The organism is Marinobacter nauticus, from assembly GCF_003634635.1.
Classification (GTDB): domain Bacteria; phylum Pseudomonadota; class Gammaproteobacteria; order Pseudomonadales; family Oleiphilaceae; genus Marinobacter; species Marinobacter nauticus.
In genome coordinates this window covers 244,977-263,078 of record NZ_RBJB01000005.1, presented here as the reverse complement: position 1 = coordinate 263,078, position 18,102 = coordinate 244,977, and the positions used below count along the sequence as shown (strand labels likewise).

13 protein-coding genes are annotated in these 18,102 nt (G+C 58.2%); 5 read left to right on the top strand and 8 right to left on the bottom strand.

The window, feature by feature from the left end:
• Nucleotides 1-196: 196 nt before the first annotated feature.
• Together C7436_RS16195 and C7436_RS16190 are read left to right on the top strand one after the other, a co-directional pair.
• Complete coding sequence (locus tag C7436_RS16195; RefSeq protein ID WP_014420795.1) at nucleotides 197-1,351, top strand: isocitrate/isopropylmalate dehydrogenase family protein; 1,155 nt, start codon at nucleotides 197-199, stop codon at nucleotides 1,349-1,351.
• A 43-nt stretch (nucleotides 1,352-1,394) separates the two neighbouring features.
• Nucleotides 1,395-2,654 carry an aspartate aminotransferase family protein gene (locus C7436_RS16190; RefSeq protein ID WP_121208449.1) on the top strand — a complete coding sequence of 420 codons (1,260 nt, stop codon included), beginning with the start codon at nucleotides 1,395-1,397 and terminating at the stop codon, nucleotides 2,652-2,654.
• Between the two features lie 93 nt (nucleotides 2,655-2,747).
• Here the strand turns inward: C7436_RS16190 and C7436_RS16185 are convergent, their stop codons facing one another.
• The 3 genes from C7436_RS16185 to C7436_RS16175 form a co-directional block, all read right to left on the bottom strand.
• Nucleotides 2,748-3,314, bottom strand: a complete 567-nt coding sequence (locus C7436_RS16185; protein ID WP_022990919.1) for a DUF1439 domain-containing protein — start codon at nucleotides 3,312-3,314, stop codon at nucleotides 2,748-2,750.
• 89 nt (nucleotides 3,315-3,403) lie between these two features.
• On the bottom strand, nucleotides 3,404-3,595 hold the full coding sequence (locus C7436_RS16180; protein WP_022990918.1) for a CPXCG motif-containing cysteine-rich protein: 192 nt from the start codon (nucleotides 3,593-3,595) through the stop codon (nucleotides 3,404-3,406).
• 8 nt (nucleotides 3,596-3,603) lie between these two features.
• Nucleotides 3,604-4,830, bottom strand: coding sequence for a pyridoxal phosphate-dependent aminotransferase (locus C7436_RS16175; RefSeq protein WP_011785682.1), 1,227 nt, complete (start codon nucleotides 4,828-4,830; stop codon nucleotides 3,604-3,606).
• 200 nt (nucleotides 4,831-5,030) lie between these two features.
• On the opposite strand from C7436_RS16175, the gene C7436_RS16170 reads away from it, so the two are divergent.
• Nucleotides 5,031-6,011 (top strand): D-2-hydroxyacid dehydrogenase, encoded by a 981-nt coding sequence (locus C7436_RS16170; RefSeq protein ID WP_011785683.1) that lies wholly within the window; start codon nucleotides 5,031-5,033, stop codon nucleotides 6,009-6,011.
• Here C7436_RS16170 and C7436_RS16165 read toward each other — a convergent pair.
• The 5 genes from C7436_RS16165 to C7436_RS16145 all read right to left on the bottom strand — a co-directional run bounded on the left by C7436_RS16165 (nucleotide 6,008) and on the right by C7436_RS16145 (nucleotide 13,633).
• Nucleotides 6,008-7,084, bottom strand: a complete 1,077-nt coding sequence (locus tag C7436_RS16165; RefSeq protein ID WP_228198164.1) for a fatty acid desaturase family protein — start codon at nucleotides 7,082-7,084, stop codon at nucleotides 6,008-6,010. The two genes, C7436_RS16170 and C7436_RS16165, sit on opposite strands and share 4 nt — an antisense overlap.
• Nucleotides 7,085-7,543: 459 nt before the next feature.
• Complete coding sequence (locus tag C7436_RS16160; RefSeq protein WP_011785685.1) at nucleotides 7,544-8,209, bottom strand: response regulator; 666 nt, start codon at nucleotides 8,207-8,209, stop codon at nucleotides 7,544-7,546.
• 39 nt (nucleotides 8,210-8,248) lie between these two features.
• On the bottom strand, nucleotides 8,249-10,198 hold the full coding sequence (acs, locus tag C7436_RS16155; RefSeq protein WP_121208447.1) for an acetate--CoA ligase: 1,950 nt from the start codon (nucleotides 10,196-10,198) through the stop codon (nucleotides 8,249-8,251).
• Nucleotides 10,199-10,496: 298 nt separating this feature from the next.
• Nucleotides 10,497-12,038, bottom strand: coding sequence for a fatty acyl-CoA reductase (locus C7436_RS16150; RefSeq protein ID WP_121208446.1), 1,542 nt, complete (start codon nucleotides 12,036-12,038; stop codon nucleotides 10,497-10,499).
• A gap of 269 nt (nucleotides 12,039-12,307) precedes the next feature.
• The gene (locus tag C7436_RS16145) at nucleotides 12,308-13,633 is read right to left on the bottom strand and encodes a MinD/ParA family ATP-binding protein (RefSeq protein ID WP_014420790.1); all 1,326 of its coding nucleotides are present in this window, start codon (nucleotides 13,631-13,633) and stop codon (nucleotides 12,308-12,310) included.
• A 248-nt stretch (nucleotides 13,634-13,881) separates the two neighbouring features.
• Between C7436_RS16145 and C7436_RS16140 the strand changes: the two genes are divergently transcribed.
• Nucleotides 13,882-15,849, top strand: a complete 1,968-nt coding sequence (locus C7436_RS16140) for an HDOD domain-containing protein (RefSeq protein ID WP_121208445.1) — start codon at nucleotides 13,882-13,884, stop codon at nucleotides 15,847-15,849.
• 24 nt (nucleotides 15,850-15,873) lie between these two features.
• The gene (locus C7436_RS16135) at nucleotides 15,874-18,051 is read left to right on the top strand and encodes a putative bifunctional diguanylate cyclase/phosphodiesterase (protein WP_014420788.1); all 2,178 of its coding nucleotides are present in this window, start codon (nucleotides 15,874-15,876) and stop codon (nucleotides 18,049-18,051) included.
• Nucleotides 18,052-18,102: the final 51 nt, after the last annotated feature.

Here is an 18,102-nt window from a genome sequence, read left to right as displayed (position 1 = left end):
CAGAGCGGCTCGCTCGAAATGAATTCGGGTGGAACTGTAAAAGAATCAATCACATTCAACTATAGACACCATCCGCAATCGGGTAAAACGAAAACTCGTTATACCACCCATAGTCGGGTGGCATCTGCCGGCTGCGGGTCTACACTGGTTTTGGTGTATTTAATCAGTCAAGTCGCTCTTGCAAGGAGGTTCATGGATGGCCCAGACCACCCGTATTGCAGTAACACCCGGAGATGGTATCGGCCCGGAAGTGGTCGCGGAAGCCGTGCGCTGCCTGGAGACACTGCGATCCAGGCACAGCTTGCCACTGGAATGGACCCGTTTTCCATGGCCTTCTCACGCTTGGCATGAAGAACACGGTGAATCCTGGCCCGCAGATGCCCTTGAGCAGCTCAAGGCCTACGACGCCATATTGCTGGGCGCGCTGGGAGATCCGGGCCCCATGCACGACCCGGAGCGCTATCTGTTACCGGACAGCATTTCGCTCGCGCCCCTGCTGGACATGCGAAAAGGCTTTGACCAGTGGGTGTGTGAACGCCCGGCACGACTGCTCCCCGGCGCTCGCCAGTACCTGAAAGATGACCGCGCCAAGGACATCGATATGCTGGTGATTCGCGAGAACAGCGAGGGTGAGTACGTCAGTCAGGGTGGCCGGCTGCGCCCGGGATCGCCCGACGAAGTGGCCACCCAGATGGAGGTGTTCACCCGCCGGGCCACTGAGCGCATTATACGGTACGGCTTTGAACAGGCTCGTAAACGGGCCGGAGAACGTATTCAGCAAGGCCGCACCCGCAGCTTCCGGACACTGGATGGCAAGACCTGCGAAAGCCAGGTATGCCTGATCACCAAGCGCAATGCCCTGCGCTACTGGGGTGACATGTATACCGAAGTGTTTGAGGAAATCAGCCGGGAATTCCCGGATGTAGCCACCCATCACGAACTGGTGGATGCCGCCTGCATGAAATTTGTCTCCAGCCCCTGGGCCTTTGACGTAGTCGTAGCCAGCAACCTCCAGGGCGATATTCTGACCGATCTGGCCGCCGTGATCTCGGGGGGCATGGGGGTAGCTCCGTCCTGCAACCTGAACCCGACCGACCCGGACATGCCCTCCATGTTTGAACCCACCCACGGTAGCGCGCCGGATATCGCCGGCCAGGGCATCGCTGATCCAACCGCCATGCTGTTTACCACCGCCCGCATGCTGGACTGGCTAGGCCGAAAAGATCCGTTGCTGGCCCAGGCCGGGCAGGAACTGTTTGATGCGGTGGCCGCGGATCTCGCAGAGAAAGGCTCTGAACAACGCAGCACCCGGGAAATCGGGGATGCTATTTGTAAACGCCTTGGGGCCTGACTAGGCTGCAAAAGAGGTATTCCATTCACTTCGGGAGGTGTCCATGACCGACCACAAAGGCAAACTGTCTCCCCTGCTCAAGCAGGCTACCGGCATCACCGCTGCCAAAGGCGAAGGGGCCTATATCATTGATCCTGAAGGTCGCCGTTACCTGGACTTTACATCCGGCATTGGTGTCACCAGTACCGGGCACTGTCACCCGAAAGTGGTGGAAGCCGCCCAGAAACAGGTAGCCACCATGATCCATGCCCAGGCCACCACAGTCATGAACCCGAGACTACCTGAACTGGCAGAAAAACTCGGCGCCGTGACCCCGGATCCGCTGAATGCCTTTTTCTTTTCCAATGCCGGCACCGAAGTTGCCGAAGGTGCCATCCGCCTGGTGCGCCAGGCCACCGGCCGCCCCAATGTGATCGTATTCCATGGCGGCTTTCATGGTCGTACCATGGGCTCACTGTCCATGACCACCTCCAGCGTGGGCCTGCGAGCCGGTGTCAGCCCCATGATGGGGGGCGTGGTCGTCGCGCCATTCCCCCACGCCTTCCATTACGGCTGGAGCCTGGATGAGGCCACGGACTTCTGCCTGAGAGAGTTGGATCGCATCTTCGTGACCTATTCCGCCCCCAAGGAAACCGCGGCCATGCTGATTGAGCCGGTTCAGGGCGAGGGTGGCTATGTGCCGGCCAACGCTCGTTTTATGCAGGGGTTGCGGGAGCGCTGCGACAAGCACGGCATCATGCTGGTGTTTGACGAAGTACAGGCCGGGTTCGGCCGCAGCGGCAAGTTCTGGGCCCACGAACACTTCGGGGTAACACCCGACGCCATCATGATCGCCAAAGGCCTGGCCAGCGGCTTCCCCATTTCTGCTCTGGCGGCTTCAGAAGAAACCATGGCCAAGGGCTGGCCGGGTTCTCAGGGCGGCACCTATGGCGGCAACGCTGTAGCGGCGGCTGCCGCCATAGCAACCATCGACGTGATTCAGGAAGAGGGCCTGGTGCAGAACGCCGATGCGATGGGCAAACGCCTGTGGGACAACCTGCACAGTTTGAAAAAGGACTACCCGGAAATGGCAGATGTCCGGGGCAAAGGCCTGATGGTTGGCGTGGAGATGCGCCGCGGAGACTGCCCGGACGGAGAACGCGCCGGCAAGATCCTGAAAGAATGTGAAAAGCGGGGGCTGCTGATGCTGCGGTGTGGCCCATACCAGGAGATAGTACGCTGGCTGCCGCCGCTGATCGTCAACCAGCACCAGATTGACGAAGCCACCGGCATCTTCGAAGAGGCACTGAAAGCCACGGCCTGAGCCATAGGCCGGTACCAGCAAGCAGAAAGGCCGGGAGGAACGTCATCCACCCGGCCTTTTTTGCTTCCACTCACCGCAAGGCAGGATCTGGCCTTACTGATCCGCCATCACAAACTCCAGTCGTCCCGGGGCTACCCGCACATCCATCGGTACCATCCCGAACATGCGCTGGGCGAAATCGGTTTCATCCAGACGATACACCGGCATGGTTTCCAGCATCTGAGCCACCGCTCGCATGACATTGTCGGTGATGGGTGCCAGATCCCCTTTGAAGAAGGGCGAGTCAATCGAGCTCTCCAGCAACTGCAAGCGGCGGATATACACCGCTTTCTCCTGGCGGTCGTATACCGGCGCGCCCTCCACTTTCAAAGCGAGGTCCACGGGTAACTTGGCCATCAACGCATTCAGGGCTACCTGTCCACGCAGGTCGATCACCGCTACGTCCCGACCATCAGGTCCAAGGGTAATATCCGCGTCATCCAGGCTGAGACTGAGAGGCGACCCACTCTGCAGCTGTTTTCGATCAAACTCCGCCACCACATCCTTCAGGTGACCCTCAATCTCACCCTCGGAGATGGCGTAGGGCGAAAGGCTTGCGCAGCCGCTAGCCGTCAGCACAACGAACAGAGACAGCAGCCAGGCTTTGGCGTGATTCAACATGATTGGATTCCCTGCAAATTGGTCGGCTTTTATCCTGCGCCAGAGCGCCCTGCACCGCAACCGACTGGCATTAACGATTGGTCATGCGCTTACTCATTCTCTGGGCGGGCATCCACACTGACGACTCGCCCCTCTTCCAACTGGACAGTCAGAACAATGGGCTGACAGCACACCTGGCAGTCCTCGACATATTCCTGCTCAGGCACGGTCGGGTCGACGCTGATATCCAGCGTCTCCCAACAGTAGGGACATTGAATCAGGACGGATTCCAGAGCCGACATGCCAGGCCTCAGAACTGCTGTTTGGCCATCCAGGGGATGATCCGGTCAAAGGCCTCTTCCATACGCTCGCAGGTAGTGGAGAAACTGAACCGCAAGGCGTTGGTGCAGTGCTCACCAAAGGCGTCCCCCGGCACCACGCAGACACCGGTTTCCTTCAGCATGCGCAAGGCCAGATCCGAACCATCCACGTGGGGCGGCAAGTCCGGGAAAGCGAAAAAGGCACCGCCGGGCTTGTAGCCGGTCAGGTAAGGGGTTTGATCAATCAACTCGACAACCTTGTCCCGACGCTCCCGGTAGATATCCACCATGTCCTGAACGCATTGCTGGTCGGCCGTCAGCGCCGCCACGCCGGCAAACTGGGATGGGGTATTGGCCACTGAGGTGGTGAACATATGGTACCGGCGCAGGGACTTGATCGCCGCCTGGCTGGAAATGACCCAGCCCACGCGGAGGCCGGCCATACTGTAGGTTTTGGAGAAACTGCTGATGCACATGATGTTGTCCAGGTCCATGGAGCAATTGAGGACACTGGCAAAATCATCGTCATCAAAAATCAGGTGGTCATACACTTCATCAGCGTATACCTGGATACCACGATAGGCGCACTCTTCCAGAATGGTCTCCACGGTACTGCGGGGATACACCGCCCCGGTGGGGTTGTTCGGGTTGTTCAGGATCAGCGCAAAGGTGCGGGAGCCCATGGCCCGAATCACATCGTCCGGATCCAGCTGGTGGTTGTTCTCGGCCCGCGTGGGAACAAACTTCACCTCACCCCCGGTCATCCGGATCAAAGGTGCATACAACAGAAACGATGGGTCGGTCACGATGAACTGCCGCCCGGGCGCCGAGGTGGCCGAAATGGCCAGATACATGGCTTCAGTCGCGCCGCTCGTTACCAGGATGTTGTCACGGGTGAGCTTGCGGTTGTAGCGCTTGCCATAGTAATCCCGTAGTGCAACCAGCAACTCCGGCAGGCCGGCATCCATGGTGTAACCGGTCTGGCCGGCATTGAGCGCATCAATGTAGGCGTCGATAACATGCTTGGGCGTGGGCAGATCTGGCTGGCCGATCGACAGGTGAATCACATCCTTCATGGTAGATGCCATATTCACCAGGCGACGAATCCCCGAAACAGGAATGGCCTGCATGGCAGGGTTCCAACTGGCCTTGGTCTTCCGGTACTTCACTTTACGCGGCTTGGTCTGGCCGGTGTCCTTGTTCGCGGATTCCGCCATAAGCACCTCCTGGGGGACAGGGTAAACAAAAGAGTACCTTTGCAGGTTAGTCAGGAAAGAGGGGGGGTACAAGCAAGCGGGACTAAAGGATAACCGAACCCCTGAAAAACCGGTTCCGGCCGCCTCAGGTTGACCAGCCCACAACCGCCTACCAGACTAGTAAGACAGTCGTTATTGAGTACACCATTACCGGAGGTTACATGACAGATTCACGCAAACCGGTCGTTACCGTTCTGACAGCACCGGGAGAGCCGGCACCGCCGGGTATAGAGGCGGTCAAGGCCCGGGCTGAAGTGCGCTTCGCCTGCGACGAACCCACCCTGCGTGAAAGCCTGCCCGGCACCGATGTCATGATGGTCACGGACTTCCGTACCGAAGCCCTTGAAGCGGCCTGGCCCTGTGCTGACAAGCTGCAATGGATTCACGCCACCAGCGCGGGCGTAGATGCGCTGATGTTTCCCGCCCTGATCAAGAGCGATGTCGTGGTCACCAACGCCCGTGGCATTTTCGACCGCACCATCGCCGAATACGTACTCTGTACCATCCTGATGTTCGCCAAGGATTTCCCCCGCTCCATCCGGCTGCAGATGAATCAGGAGTGGAAACACCGGGATACCGAACGGGCCGAGGGCAAACAGGTACTGGTGGTTGGCGCTGGCTCCATCGGCCGGCAGATTGGCCGGCTGGTAAATGCCATCGGCCTGCACGCCCACGGTATCGCCCGTACCCCGAGACATGATGACCCGGATTTCGTGGCGGTGCATGGCAACGATGAGCTCTATGAGCAGCTTTCACACGCAGACTTCGTGGTGATTGCGGCACCGTTAACGCCACAAACCGAAGGCCTGTTTGATGCCAAAGCCTTTGCCGCCATGAAAAAGACCGCACGCCTGATCAACATCGGCCGCGGCCCGATCGTCAATACCGAAGCCCTGCTCAAGGCACTCGACGATGGCGAGATTGCCGGCGCCGGACTGGATGTTTTTGAGGAGGAGCCCCTGCCCTCGGATCACCCGCTCTGGCAGCGGGAAAACGTGATCATGACCGCCCATATGGCCGGTGATTTTATCGGCTGGAAGCGGGCGCTCACCGATCAGTTCCTGGAGAACTTTGATCGGTGGCACAAGCGGGGCGAGCTGTTTAACCTGGTGAACAAAGAGCTTGGCTACGCCGGGAGTTAATTCAGATTGGCTGCTGAGTACTCTGATTGTAACGGCAGCAAATCAAACACCCGGCTTTCATCATTAGGATCCACCAACTCCGTCGGAGATTTATAGACCCGCGGGGTGGTGTACAACATCTTGAGCGCCGTGCCATGAGGCATGGCCATATAACGCTCCGGCTCGTTTTCCTCCAGCCACTTGCGAACCCTCGGAGCCATGTTGTGGGCCATTATCGGAAAAAAGTGGTGTTCAATATGGTGGCTGAATCGGAAATGCAGGCGGTCCAGCACCGGATGGCTGCGCAGGCTCATCGAGTTATCCAGCGGGTTATTGGTGGCTGTCTGCGGGCGCAGGAAGTGATTGGTGAGGATATAGCCCTGACCCAGCGCGTTGGCCACCATGAACGGAATCAGCACCGTAAACAGCGCGAGCGAGCCAGAAACCGCAGCCAGCGCCAGCCACCCCCCCAGGCACAGAAACACCTGCGCGATGGCCTTCCGACGATCAAACCCCTTGAACTGCTTGCGGCGTTTCGCCTGAATCCACAGCACCAGCTGGGCGTGGAAGGTGAAGGAATAGGTCAGAAAGAGATAGCTGTACCAGGTACCCGAACCCGGAGCCAGCTTGTGAAACTTCTTCTGGCCCGGGTTGGTCTTGTAACGGCGCAGTGTACCGAAGCTGTCCGGGTCTGTATCACCGGTATTGGTGTTACCGTGATGCACGACATTGTGCCACTTGCGCCAGAACTCCGGCGGCACCAATAACGGCCCAAACCCCAGCCAGCCAAACACATTCTGCCAGCGCCGGCTCATGCCCAGTGCGCCGTGTAAAACCTCGTGAGCCAGCAACGCCTGGCAACCTATGGTATGCCCCACCAGCAACGCCAGCCCCAGATTGGCGTACCACGGCAAACCCGCCATCAGGATAACCGCCAGCCCACCCCAGATAATGGCCTGCAGGGGCAGAAACCAGATCACCCGCCAGGTCTGCGGCTTGAAGGTGTCAGCGGGAAGTTCCTTTTTCATGCGATCCCGGAGTTCCCGTTCGTCCGGTTTTCCGAAGACAGCACTCACACTTGTTTCGGGTTTCACTGCTGCGTTCATCTTTTACTTGTCACCATTTGCTGTTGAACACACTCACCATGCACGAAACCTTCAGCGCACACTTGTTAGCTGAAAACTACAACAGTAAACTCAATAAAACAATGGCTACAGACAGAGAAAGTGAACCGGCACAGAAAAGTAAGAACAAGCGTATTCCGATAAGCAATCACCAAAGCATGATGCCACGGGTGAGGAAGCCCTCCCTGAGATTTCTTTGGCCATGGATGGCCAAAGCAAAGCGCACATGGGTGAGGCAAGCGATTATGAAGCGAAGCTTCATGCGCAGCAGAACGACGGCAATCTATGATTGCTGGCTGGACCCGCTTGCGGGTGCTCGTAGCGGTCTCAGGGAGGGCTTCCTCACCCGTGGCACAGCACCAAACTTGCGGGCAAAAAAAACGGGAGCCCAAAGGCTCCCGTTTTGAAACAAACTGAAAAGCTAAAACCTCAACTCCCCGAAAGCGACTGCTCCGAAGGATCCAGCTCCATCTGCTGAATGGCAATCACCGCCTGGGTCCGGTTACGAACCCCAAGCTTGCGGAATACCGCCGTGATGTGAGCTTTGATCGTCGCCTCCGAAACATCCAGATCGTAAGCGATCTGCTTGTTCAGAAGCCCCTCAGCCAGCATCCCCAACACCCGGAACTGCTGCGGTGTCAGCGACGCCAGACGCTCAGAGAAATCCGTGGTCTCAGCCTGCATACGCTCAATCTTGTCGGCGACACCCTCCGGCAGCCAGACATCCCCCTCCAGTACCGCCTGTATCGCCTCGGTAATGGTCGGCAAAGGTGCCGATTTGGGAATAAAGCCGGAAGCACCGTAATCAATCGAACGGCGCATCACCTGCAGATCCTCTGAACCGGACACAACCACCACAGGCAAACCCGGGTACTGGCCTCGCATGAACACCAGACCCGAAAAGCCATGGGCACCCGGCATGTTCAGATCCAGCAGGATCAGGTCCGCGTCCGGGTGCGACTCTACCGCCGCCTGCAGCGCCTTGATGCTGTCGACCTCCACCGTCTCGGCATCCGGCACCGCCTGATTGACCGCCTGTTTCAGTGCTGCCCGAAACAGCGGGTGATCATCAGCGACGATAATTGTTTGTGTCATTCAACAGATTCCTTACAGGTTAGTGCCAGCAGCGAGGCGTTACTTGAACGCCCGACTGCTGATCAGCTCATCCACTACGCCCGGATCAGCCAGAGTGGATGTATCTCCAAGCTGATCGTGCTCGTTAGCGGCAATTTTACGCAAAATCCTGCGCATAATCTTGCCAGACCGGGTCTTGGGCAGTCCAGGTGCCCACTGAATCACATCCGGCGAGGCAATCGGGCCGATTTCCTTACGCACCCACTGTACCAGCTCCTTCTTGAGCTCGTCGCTGGGCTCCTCGCCCTGCACCAGGGTTACGTACACGTAGATGCCCTGCCCCTTGATGTCATGCGGGTAACCCACCACGGCAGCTTCAGCCACCTTGTCGTGGGCAACCAGCGCACTCTCAACTTCCGCAGTGCCCAGTCGATGGCCAGAGACGTTCAGAACGTCATCCACCCGACCGGTAATCCAGTAGTAACCGTCCTCGTCCCGACGGGCACCGTCACCGGTGAAGTACATACCCTTGTAGGTGCTGAAGTAAGTCTGAACGAAACGCTCGTGATCACCGTAGATGGTGCGCATCTGGCCCGGCCAGCTGTCGAGGATCACCAGGTTGCCTTCGGTCTTGCCTTCCAGGATGTTGCCTTCGTTATCCACCAGAGCCGGCTGAACGCCGAAGAACGGCAGAGTCGCGGAACCCGGCTTCAGGTCCACCGCGCCAGGCAGCGGAGAAATCAGGATGCCGCCGGTCTCGGTCTGCCACCAGGTGTCTACGATCGGGCACTTGCTGTTACCGATAACGCGGTGATACCACTCCCAGGCTTCCGGGTTGATCGGCTCACCCACAGAGCCCAACAGCTTCAGGCTGCCGCGGGTGGTGCCGTCCATGCAGGACTCACCCTGCGCCATCAGTGCGCGGATAGCGGTCGGCGCAGTATACAGGATGTTGACCTTGTGCTTGTCGACCACCTGCCCCATACGCGAACTGTCCGGATAGTTGGGCACGCCCTCGAACAGCAGGGTGATGGCGCCGTTTGCCAGCGGGCCATAGAGAATGTAGCTGTGGCCGGTTACCCAACCAAAGTCAGCGGTACACCAGTAAACATCACCATCGTGATAGTCAAACACGTACTGGTGGGTCATGGAGGCATAGACCATGTAGCCACCGGTGGTGTGCAGAACGCCTTTTGGCGCACCGGTAGAGCCCGAGGTGTACAGCATGAACAGCGGGTCTTCCGCATTCATTGGCTCTGGCTGGCATTCGGCCGAGGCGTTCTTCATCAGGTCTTCGTAACGCAGGTCGCGCCCTTCGGTCCAGGGCACCTGATCGTTACCGGTGCGAGACACCACGATCACCTTGTCGACCTTGGCGTCGTCCTCATGCTTGAGGGCGGAATCCACGTTCTTCTTCAGCGGGATGGCACGGCCACCACGCAGACCTTCATCTGCGGTAATCACGAAACGGGATTTGCCGTTCACAATCCGTGCGGCCAGAGCTTCCGGAGAGAAGCCACCAAACACCACAGAGTGGATCGCACCAATACGTGCGCAGGCCAGCATGGCAACGGCAGTTTCAACAATCATGGGCATGTAGATGGTAACCACATCACCCTTCTTGACGCCCTGATCCTTGAGCACGTTGGCAAACTTACAGGTCTCTTCGTAGAGCTCCCGGTAGGTGACATTCCGGGATACCGAGGGATCGTCCCCCTCAAAGATGATCGCGGTCTGATCGCCCCGCTGTTCCAGGTGACGGTCCAGGCAATTGGCCGAGGCGTTCAGGACACCGTCCTCGAACCATTTGATGGACAAGTTATTGTAATCGTAGGTACTGTTCTTGACCTTGGTGAACGGCTTGATCCAGTCAATACGCTTGCCATGCTCGCCCCAGAAGGTATTCGGGTCCTCTACGGACTGGCGATACATTTCCTCATGTTGCGATTTGCTGACCAGTGCGCGCTCGGCGACCTCCGGACTTACCGGATATACCTGCTTGTCAGTCATTGTGCTCCCCCTTGATCTGAGTCTGTTGTCATTGTCGGTTTTTAAATTCAGGGTGGTCGGGCGTTTTTCGCCCGCAAGACAGATGCCTGTAGTTCAACATGTGTGCCACCGCACAATGAATTAGACTAACGTCCTAAGATGCCCGGCAATTAGGGGCAACCTGCTCAGAAATGCAGCGATAAGGGCAGGGACGGGCCACTACCAGGTAATACTCTCAAGGATAGTTTGCCCGCAGGAAATGGCCAAAACAGAAGGAAGAAACCGGGGCAGAAGCGCTTTCCTGCCCCGGCGACGTTTTTCAGGCTGCTTTTTTACGCTGGCGCGCGGTTTTCAGGCTGTACACCTTTCGTTCTTTCAGGGCATAGCGATTGAGCCCGGCCAGGTGAATCTTGCGCAGGTAGAGTTCCCAGTCAATGAGGCGGGCATCCACCGGGAACAGCCCTTTATCGACCTCACCCATCCGGTTCGCCAGCGCCATCAGCTCATCGTTGCGGAAGATATAATCCGGCGCGGTGTAGAAACCAAAAATGGTTGCCAGCGACTGGGTGGTATCCAGGTTCCTGAGCATTTTCAGGTCCCGGGAATTTCCCAGTAATTTGAGCACACGGTCCGTCAGGGAGAGCGGTAAGCGAACACCACTGATCACCAAATCAAACAGCGCCCGGTTAACCGCCAGAAACGGCTTGCTGGGCTGCCGGTAGAACAGGTGATCGTAGGCAGCGTAATTGGCTTTTGATTCCGCCATGAGATGGTCGATGAACTCACCCAGGGAGATTGGATTGCCGCCCCCGCTGCAACACTGATAGATGCGGCGCCGACCGGGTTCTCCAAGAGCTTCCGCCAGGGAAAGGATGATGGAGTTGGCCACCAGGTCCACTGGAATCACATCGATGATACCGGAGCGTTTGCCCGGGAACAGGGTCACTTTTTCCCGTGCGTAAGCCAGGATGATGGCATCTGCCACCTTCACCCCCTCAATCCAGCCGGGTGCCGGCTCCTCCAGGGCACTTTCGATAATCGAAGGACGCAGAATGGTCAGGGTGCGCCCGCTTAACGCCTTCATCAGCAACTGTTCGCCCAGCCACTTGGTAAAGGTGTAGGTATCGCTCCAGCCATAGCGGTTGGCTTCCCGAATTCCCAGGTCCACCAACTTCTTCTCCAGCACCTTGCCGGAATAACGGGCCTGAACGTCTTCAATTTTATCCTGCAGCAGGCGAACGAGCTCTTCTATCTCATAGTAGCCGTCCGGGGAACGCGGCACGGCCTCGCCTGCCGGCTTGATCACCGATTCGGTGACCTGCCCCGAATTCATGCCATTGACATAGCAAGTGGAGACCTGCAAGACCGCAAGCTTCGGGTTCAAATCCACCAGGCCGGCAATATTCCGAAGGCACAGGGTGTTGATGGCCAGAGCCTTGTCGAGCTCTTCACGGAAATTCACGCTCGCGGCGGAGTTGATCACCGCATCCAGTTCGGTGGCGAGTTTGCGATAGTCTTCCTGCCCTATCCCGAAACCCGCTTCGGTCACCTCACCGGTCACGCAGTGAATGCGCTCTTCCAGAAAGGCGTCAAATGCCTCTGAATCGGCCTCGCGAAGACGGTCAAACACCGAGGACGTGGCAATTTCTTCCAGGAAACGGGAACGAGCATCCGGGTGCCGTTTATTGCCCCGGATCAGCAGGTAAATAGCGCCAATATCAGGCACCGCCCGAATCAGCTTTTCGAGGACCACCTTGCCCAGAAAGCCGGTGGTACCGGTGATCAGAACCCGCTTGCCGCGTAGCTGTCCGAGCACCTTTGATGATGAAGTGTCAGCGTGATGTACCTGCTGTATTGCCATGATAGAACTCCTTCTCTGAGATCACTAATGCCGATCTGACGCCGGCCAGTACTGTGCGGGCGGGGCACATCCCTTTCCCCGTCGTCACTGATTCCCTGTTGCAACCGCCTGTCAGAGTGCCTGCATATTGCGGGCCACGAGCCACGATATCGGTCAATTCTCACACAACGAACGTGACAGCACGGTGACAGACTGCAAAATTACGACACAAAAAACGCTAATAAAATGACAATTAAAAAGGCATATGGATCGACCCTGAAACGGCTGCCTCATGAGCCCGTCCGGTCTTTGCCCGCCAGCGCCCGCAGCAGGTCGTCCAGTGAGACATTGGCCGGTTTTTCCCGCAGGGCGCGTACCAGTTGCTCCTGCTCACCGAAACTGACCCGGTCATACAGAGGGCCCTCAAGGCTGTGATGAACCGCCTGAGAGGGGGGCTGGTCACTCGGCGGTGGTGCCAACTCATCTGACAAATGCCGCAAATGACGAGCAAGACTGGCGCGATCGCGAGTCGGCAGCTTATCCCAGTTCATGGCGGCGAGACTGGTCTGAATGATCTCCACCGTGTCGGCATCGGGACTGCGCCCCAACAGTGCAAACAGCCGGGTAAATGCTTCATATCTGAGCATGACATCGTCGGGTACCGATATCATGGCCTTTTCTAATTGTGCGATCAGATCCAGACAATGCTGCCGGCTGCTTTTATCCGCCCCGCTGCTCTGACCATTACCTGCGTCCGCCTCAGTGGCGCGTTTGGCGGCCCGGTACCAATAAGCGGCGATCCCCGCCTTTCTTGGGGGCAGTCGGCCAACATGAACGTTCAGCATCTCGGCCAGGGAGTGAAACTGCCGACAGGAGGGGTCCGAAGCCGGCAGCACCGTCACCGGCATCTGGTCCAGCACTGACTGACGCAGAGTTTCATCACGCCAGAGCCCGCCCAGATAATGCAGCGACCATTGCAGATGGCGCTGACAGGCACCATTAAAACGCTGAAACACAGAGCGCGCCTGACTGGCCCCCTGCGCCATATTAACGATCACTGCCGGAGTCCGGCGGTAGCCGCGGCGTTTGAGTACCTTCATCAGAGAAAAAGCGTCGGTTAGTGAGGCCGGATCAGGCGTGACAACCAGACAGGCCAGCTCGGCAGCAGCAATCATATGCAAGCCCACCGACTGTAAACCCGACGCCGTATCGATAATAACGGTGTCGTAGCGGTTCTCAAGCTCATGCAGTGCCCGCAGAACAGCCAGACCGCCCTGCTCCGACATCTCCATACAGCTCTGCACACCGGATGCACCTGGGATCAGATCCAGCCCGGCGTAGGTGGTCATGATAATATCCTGCATGGCGCATCGCCCCGCCACCACATCGGCAAGCGTGCGCTGAGGGTAGGCACCTACCATAATGCTGACGTTGGCAAGGTCGGTATCGCCATCCAGCAGAAGCACCTTCTGGCCCTGCTCAGACAGGGCAATGGCCAGGTTCAGCGCTACCGTGGTCTTGCCAACACCGCCCTTTCCGCCCGTAATGGCAATGGTTCGGGTCTGGCGCGATTTTTGCGCTGGGTTCTGGCTTTGTGTCTGCTTGGGGACTTCCATGAAAAACAGCCTGGACGCTTAAACTTGTCACTATAAGCGACATTTTAACCTGTAAAAAGGGTACACATATCACAGACCGGATGATAGATTGCTTAAAAAAGCACCAATAAGTATTTAATAGTGACGGATTATTGTCTAAGCTCAGGGACCAACAAGAAGAATGAACACCCTGTCATATTATTTCAATACAGAACAGGGAAGCTTGCGCACGGCCATTAGCGGACCGCGCAGGACCAAAGGGGCGTGCCATGACTACAGCGACGGATATTGCGTCAGATCTACAGCTGCCGAGCCTTCCGGAGGTTATCCTGCGCGCTCTGGACGCCTGCCATTCCGGTCAAAGCTATCGCGAAATCAGTCGTATCGTTTCTGCCGACACCGCCCTCGTTACCCGGTTACTCGCCCTCACCAGTTCCGCGCTATACCATCGGGGAGCTCCCAGCCATTCTGTTGAACAGGCCCTGTTGAGACTGGGGACCCGAAAATTCCAGACGCTGCTACTGACGTCCGCCCTGCGACAGCTGATGTTTGAACTTGGAGGCGATGAGTGGCAACAACTGAGGGACTTCTGGCGGCACTCCCTGACCACCGCACTGACGGCCAAGACGCTGGCTACGCTGACCCGCTACCCGGAACCGGAAGAGGCCTTTCTTCTGGGGATGATGCATAACATTGGCGAGCTCATTGCGATCAAAACACCCTGCCCCGAACGCAAGCAACAGATACTGAACCAGCAGAACGACATCGCCGCCGGGCTGGTGTCCTCCTGGGGGCTGGGCACAATGGCTGTCGATGCCATGCGCTATCAACAGGCCTTGCCCGGACAACTGAGGGATGCCGGGCACCTGGTCAAGGTGGTCAGTCTCTCTACCCGGCTAGCTCTGTCTGATGCCGTAGGCGTAGGGGCAGCGGCCACCATCTTCGGGTTGCAGGAAGATCTGACCCGTGAGATCAACAAGAAGATCGGCGAAGAGGTTGCCAGCGTGGCTGCATCCCTCGGTATCCCTCTGGATACTGATTACGATGCACGCGAGGCCAGACGTCAGCTGAACCAGCGGCTGCTGGAACACACCATGGTGCGAACCGCGCTGGCGTTGCCAGCCTCTGGCCCGGAAAACCTCTCCACACTGGTGTCGGAAGCCGCCAGCAGCCTGGCACTGATCACCGGTCTGCCCGTGCTCTGCTTCAGCCGGGAGGGTGAGGATCTTACACTACGTTCAGGCACCTGCCGGCAACTGCCGGAGATGTCCGTTAATCCAGCCTACGGCGACAGTGCGCTAACCACTGCTCTGAGAACCGGCACCACCACAACCATGGATCAGGCCGAACCCACCGTGCTTGATCAACAGCTGTGCTCCTTGCTGGCCGCACCCTCACTACTGGCGCTCCCCGTTTCAACCGGGGACAGTGTGTTCGTGATTGGCATCGACGACCAGACAGTGGCGGGTGCGCGCAACCTCGGAGAGTTGTTCACCCGGGAACTCTCGGCGGTTCTCAAGCTGTCATCTGCCGATCGCCTTGGCTCGGACCAGCAAATGGTGAACGATCGTCTGCGCCGACAGGTACACGAGGTCAGTAACCCGCTCACCATTATCCGCCAGTACCTGTTCCAGCTGCGCAGCCGGCTCCAGGATCCAGATGTTCAGGATGAGCTGAACATCATTCAGGAAGAACTCGAGCGTGCCGGCAACCTGTTGTTGCAGATCAGCCAGCACGCGGCCGAAGCAACAGGCTCCGACACCGATCTGAACGAAGAACTGACCGGTCTGGGCAGAATCCTTCGGGATAGCCTGTTCCATGACGATCACCGGGAGCTTCACCTGCACCTCTGCAAAGCGGACACTCAAGTACAGGCAGCCCCCTCTGCGGTCCGCCAGATCGTCCTTAATCTGGTCAGAAACGCAGTTGAGGGCTTTGGAGAGCGGCCCGGAACCCTCACGTTGAAAACCACGGCACCCCTGTTTCAGAACCGGCGACGCTGGGTTGAGTTGCAGGTCACCGATAACGGTCCCGGCATTCCGGAGCCATTGCAACGCCGACTGTTTGAACCGGTCAACAGCACCAAGGGAGATGGCCATAGCGGCCTGGGGCTGAGCATTGTTAAACAACTGATTGATGACATGGAGGGCATCATTGCTTGCCACACCGGACAGGAGGGCACGGCCTTCCGGATACTGCTGCCGGCGGCAAGTCATAACGATAACGACACCGACTGACGACGAAACCACGGACACACAGCCATGGCAAGCGAACAGACCACAGAGTCCTCCAGCCTTTCACGACGCCCCAGTATCCTGGTGGCAGACGACGAGCCACGCCTGCTCAAAACCCTGGCCGACCTCCTCCGGAGCCGGGGTTTTGAGGTGTCAGAAGCCCACGGTGGGCGACAGGCCTGTGAACAGCTTCACCGGCAGGCCTTTGATCTGGCCCTGCTGGATCTGAACATGCCAGAGCTGGACGGTTTCCAGGTAATGGCGGAAACCGGCCGGCTGCAGCCGGATTGCGGTGTCATTGTGGTCAGCGGAGAGTCGTCTTTCAGCACCGTCAGTCGGGCCCTGCGCCGGGGCGCACTGGATTACATCCGTAAACCCTTTGACCCGGAAGAATTGCTGGCAACTGTGGAAGGGGTTCTGGGCAAGCAGTCGCTTATTCGCGCCCATGAGATGGTTCAGTCCCGGCTGGAGAAATCCGAGGCTCTGCACCGCTATATCGTCAACAGCTCGCCGGACATCGTGTTCATGCTCGATGAAACCGGGCATATCTGCTTCATCAACAACAAGGTCGAAAGCCTGCTCGGCTATCAGCCCTCAGAGCTCTGCGGGCAGCATTTCCGCCACATACTGGATGACCGGGACGTGGCCCGTGGCACCTATGCTCTGCAGGGCCCCAACATCTCTGCCGATAATCCCCGGGTACTGGAGGTCCGCCTGAAAACCCGGGGCAGCCGCAAGGCCACCCGTCATTTCGAGATCACCGCCTTCCCGGTAGACCCACAAACCTGGCCCCAGACCGGCAAGACCCAGGGCGGCTGCACCGGCCAGCCAGCGCGTTATTATGGCATCGCCCGCGATGTCACCGAGCGCAAGGAGGCCGAGGCCTTCATCAATTTCCAGGCTTACCACGACCTGCTGACCCGGCTGCCGAATCGGGCTCTGTTCAAAGACCGGCTGGAACTGGCCATCACCCATGCACGACGCAGCCAGCAGAAACTTGCCGTGATGTTTCTGGATCTGGACCGCTTCAAGGTGGTTAACGACACGCTCGGACACGCCATGGGAGATCGCCTGTTGCAGGCGGTCACGCATCGACTGGAAAAGTGCCTGCGCCGGGGAGACACCCTGTCCCGCTTCGGGGGCGATGAATTCACCCTGTTATTGCCGAGCATTCACGGCAACGACGACGCAAGGAACATTGCCCGTAAACTGATCAACGCTCTGAAAGCGCCGTTCCAGCTGGGAGACCACGAGGTCTTTGTGGGGGTCAGTATCGGGATTTCAGTATTCCCCGAAGCCGGCGAGACCATGGATCTGCTGATACAGAACGCCGATATCGCCATGTACCACGTGAAAGCGCGGGGTAAAGATGGCTATCGCTTCTATTCCGACAGCATGAGCATCAACACCGCCAACCGGCTGAGCCTGGAACGGGATCTTCGCCTGGCACTGGAACGCAACGAGCTCCGGGTGTTTTACCAGCCTCAGGTATGCTCCCGTTCCAACCGGGTGGTGGGCCTGGAGGCCCTGGTGCGCTGGCAGCACCCGGAACGGGGACTGCTCTACCCCGGGGATTTCCTGCCCCTGGCAGAAGAAACCCGGCTGGTTGGCAAACTCAGTGAACAGGTTATCGATCAGGCCTGCCGCGACGTGGGCCGCTGGATCAGTAGCGGGCATTCCGACCTGCGCCTGGCGGTGAACCTCTCCCCCAGCCAGGTGGAGCACCCCAGATTCGTCGAAACCCTGATGAACCGGGTGGCCGCCCACAACTTCCCGGCCGATAACCTGGAAATCGAAATCACAGAAAATGTGATCATGAATGATCTTGAACAGATCAGCCGCAAGCTCAAAGAGCTGGCCGCCACCGGCGTGCGCATCGCCATCGACGATTTCGGTACCGGCTATTCCTCGCTCAATTACCTGCACCGTCTACCGATTCACACTCTGAAGGTGGACCAGTCCTTTGTTAAAGCCATACGCAGTGGCGAAGACGGAGCCTGCATCGTCAACGCCATTATCGCCATGGCACACGGCCTGAAACTCGAGATTGTGGCCGAAGGTGTGGAAACCGACGACCAACTTGCGTACCTGAAAAGCCTCGGCTGTCACCAGGTTCAGGGCTTCTTCTACGGCCCCGCCCGACCCGCCGCCGACATTACACGGTTGCTGGCCAAAGATGGTCTGGCCTTCGCACATACCGGCTAAAACGATTATCGATTGTCTGACACTCCGAACCAAAACATTGACCCGGTTTGC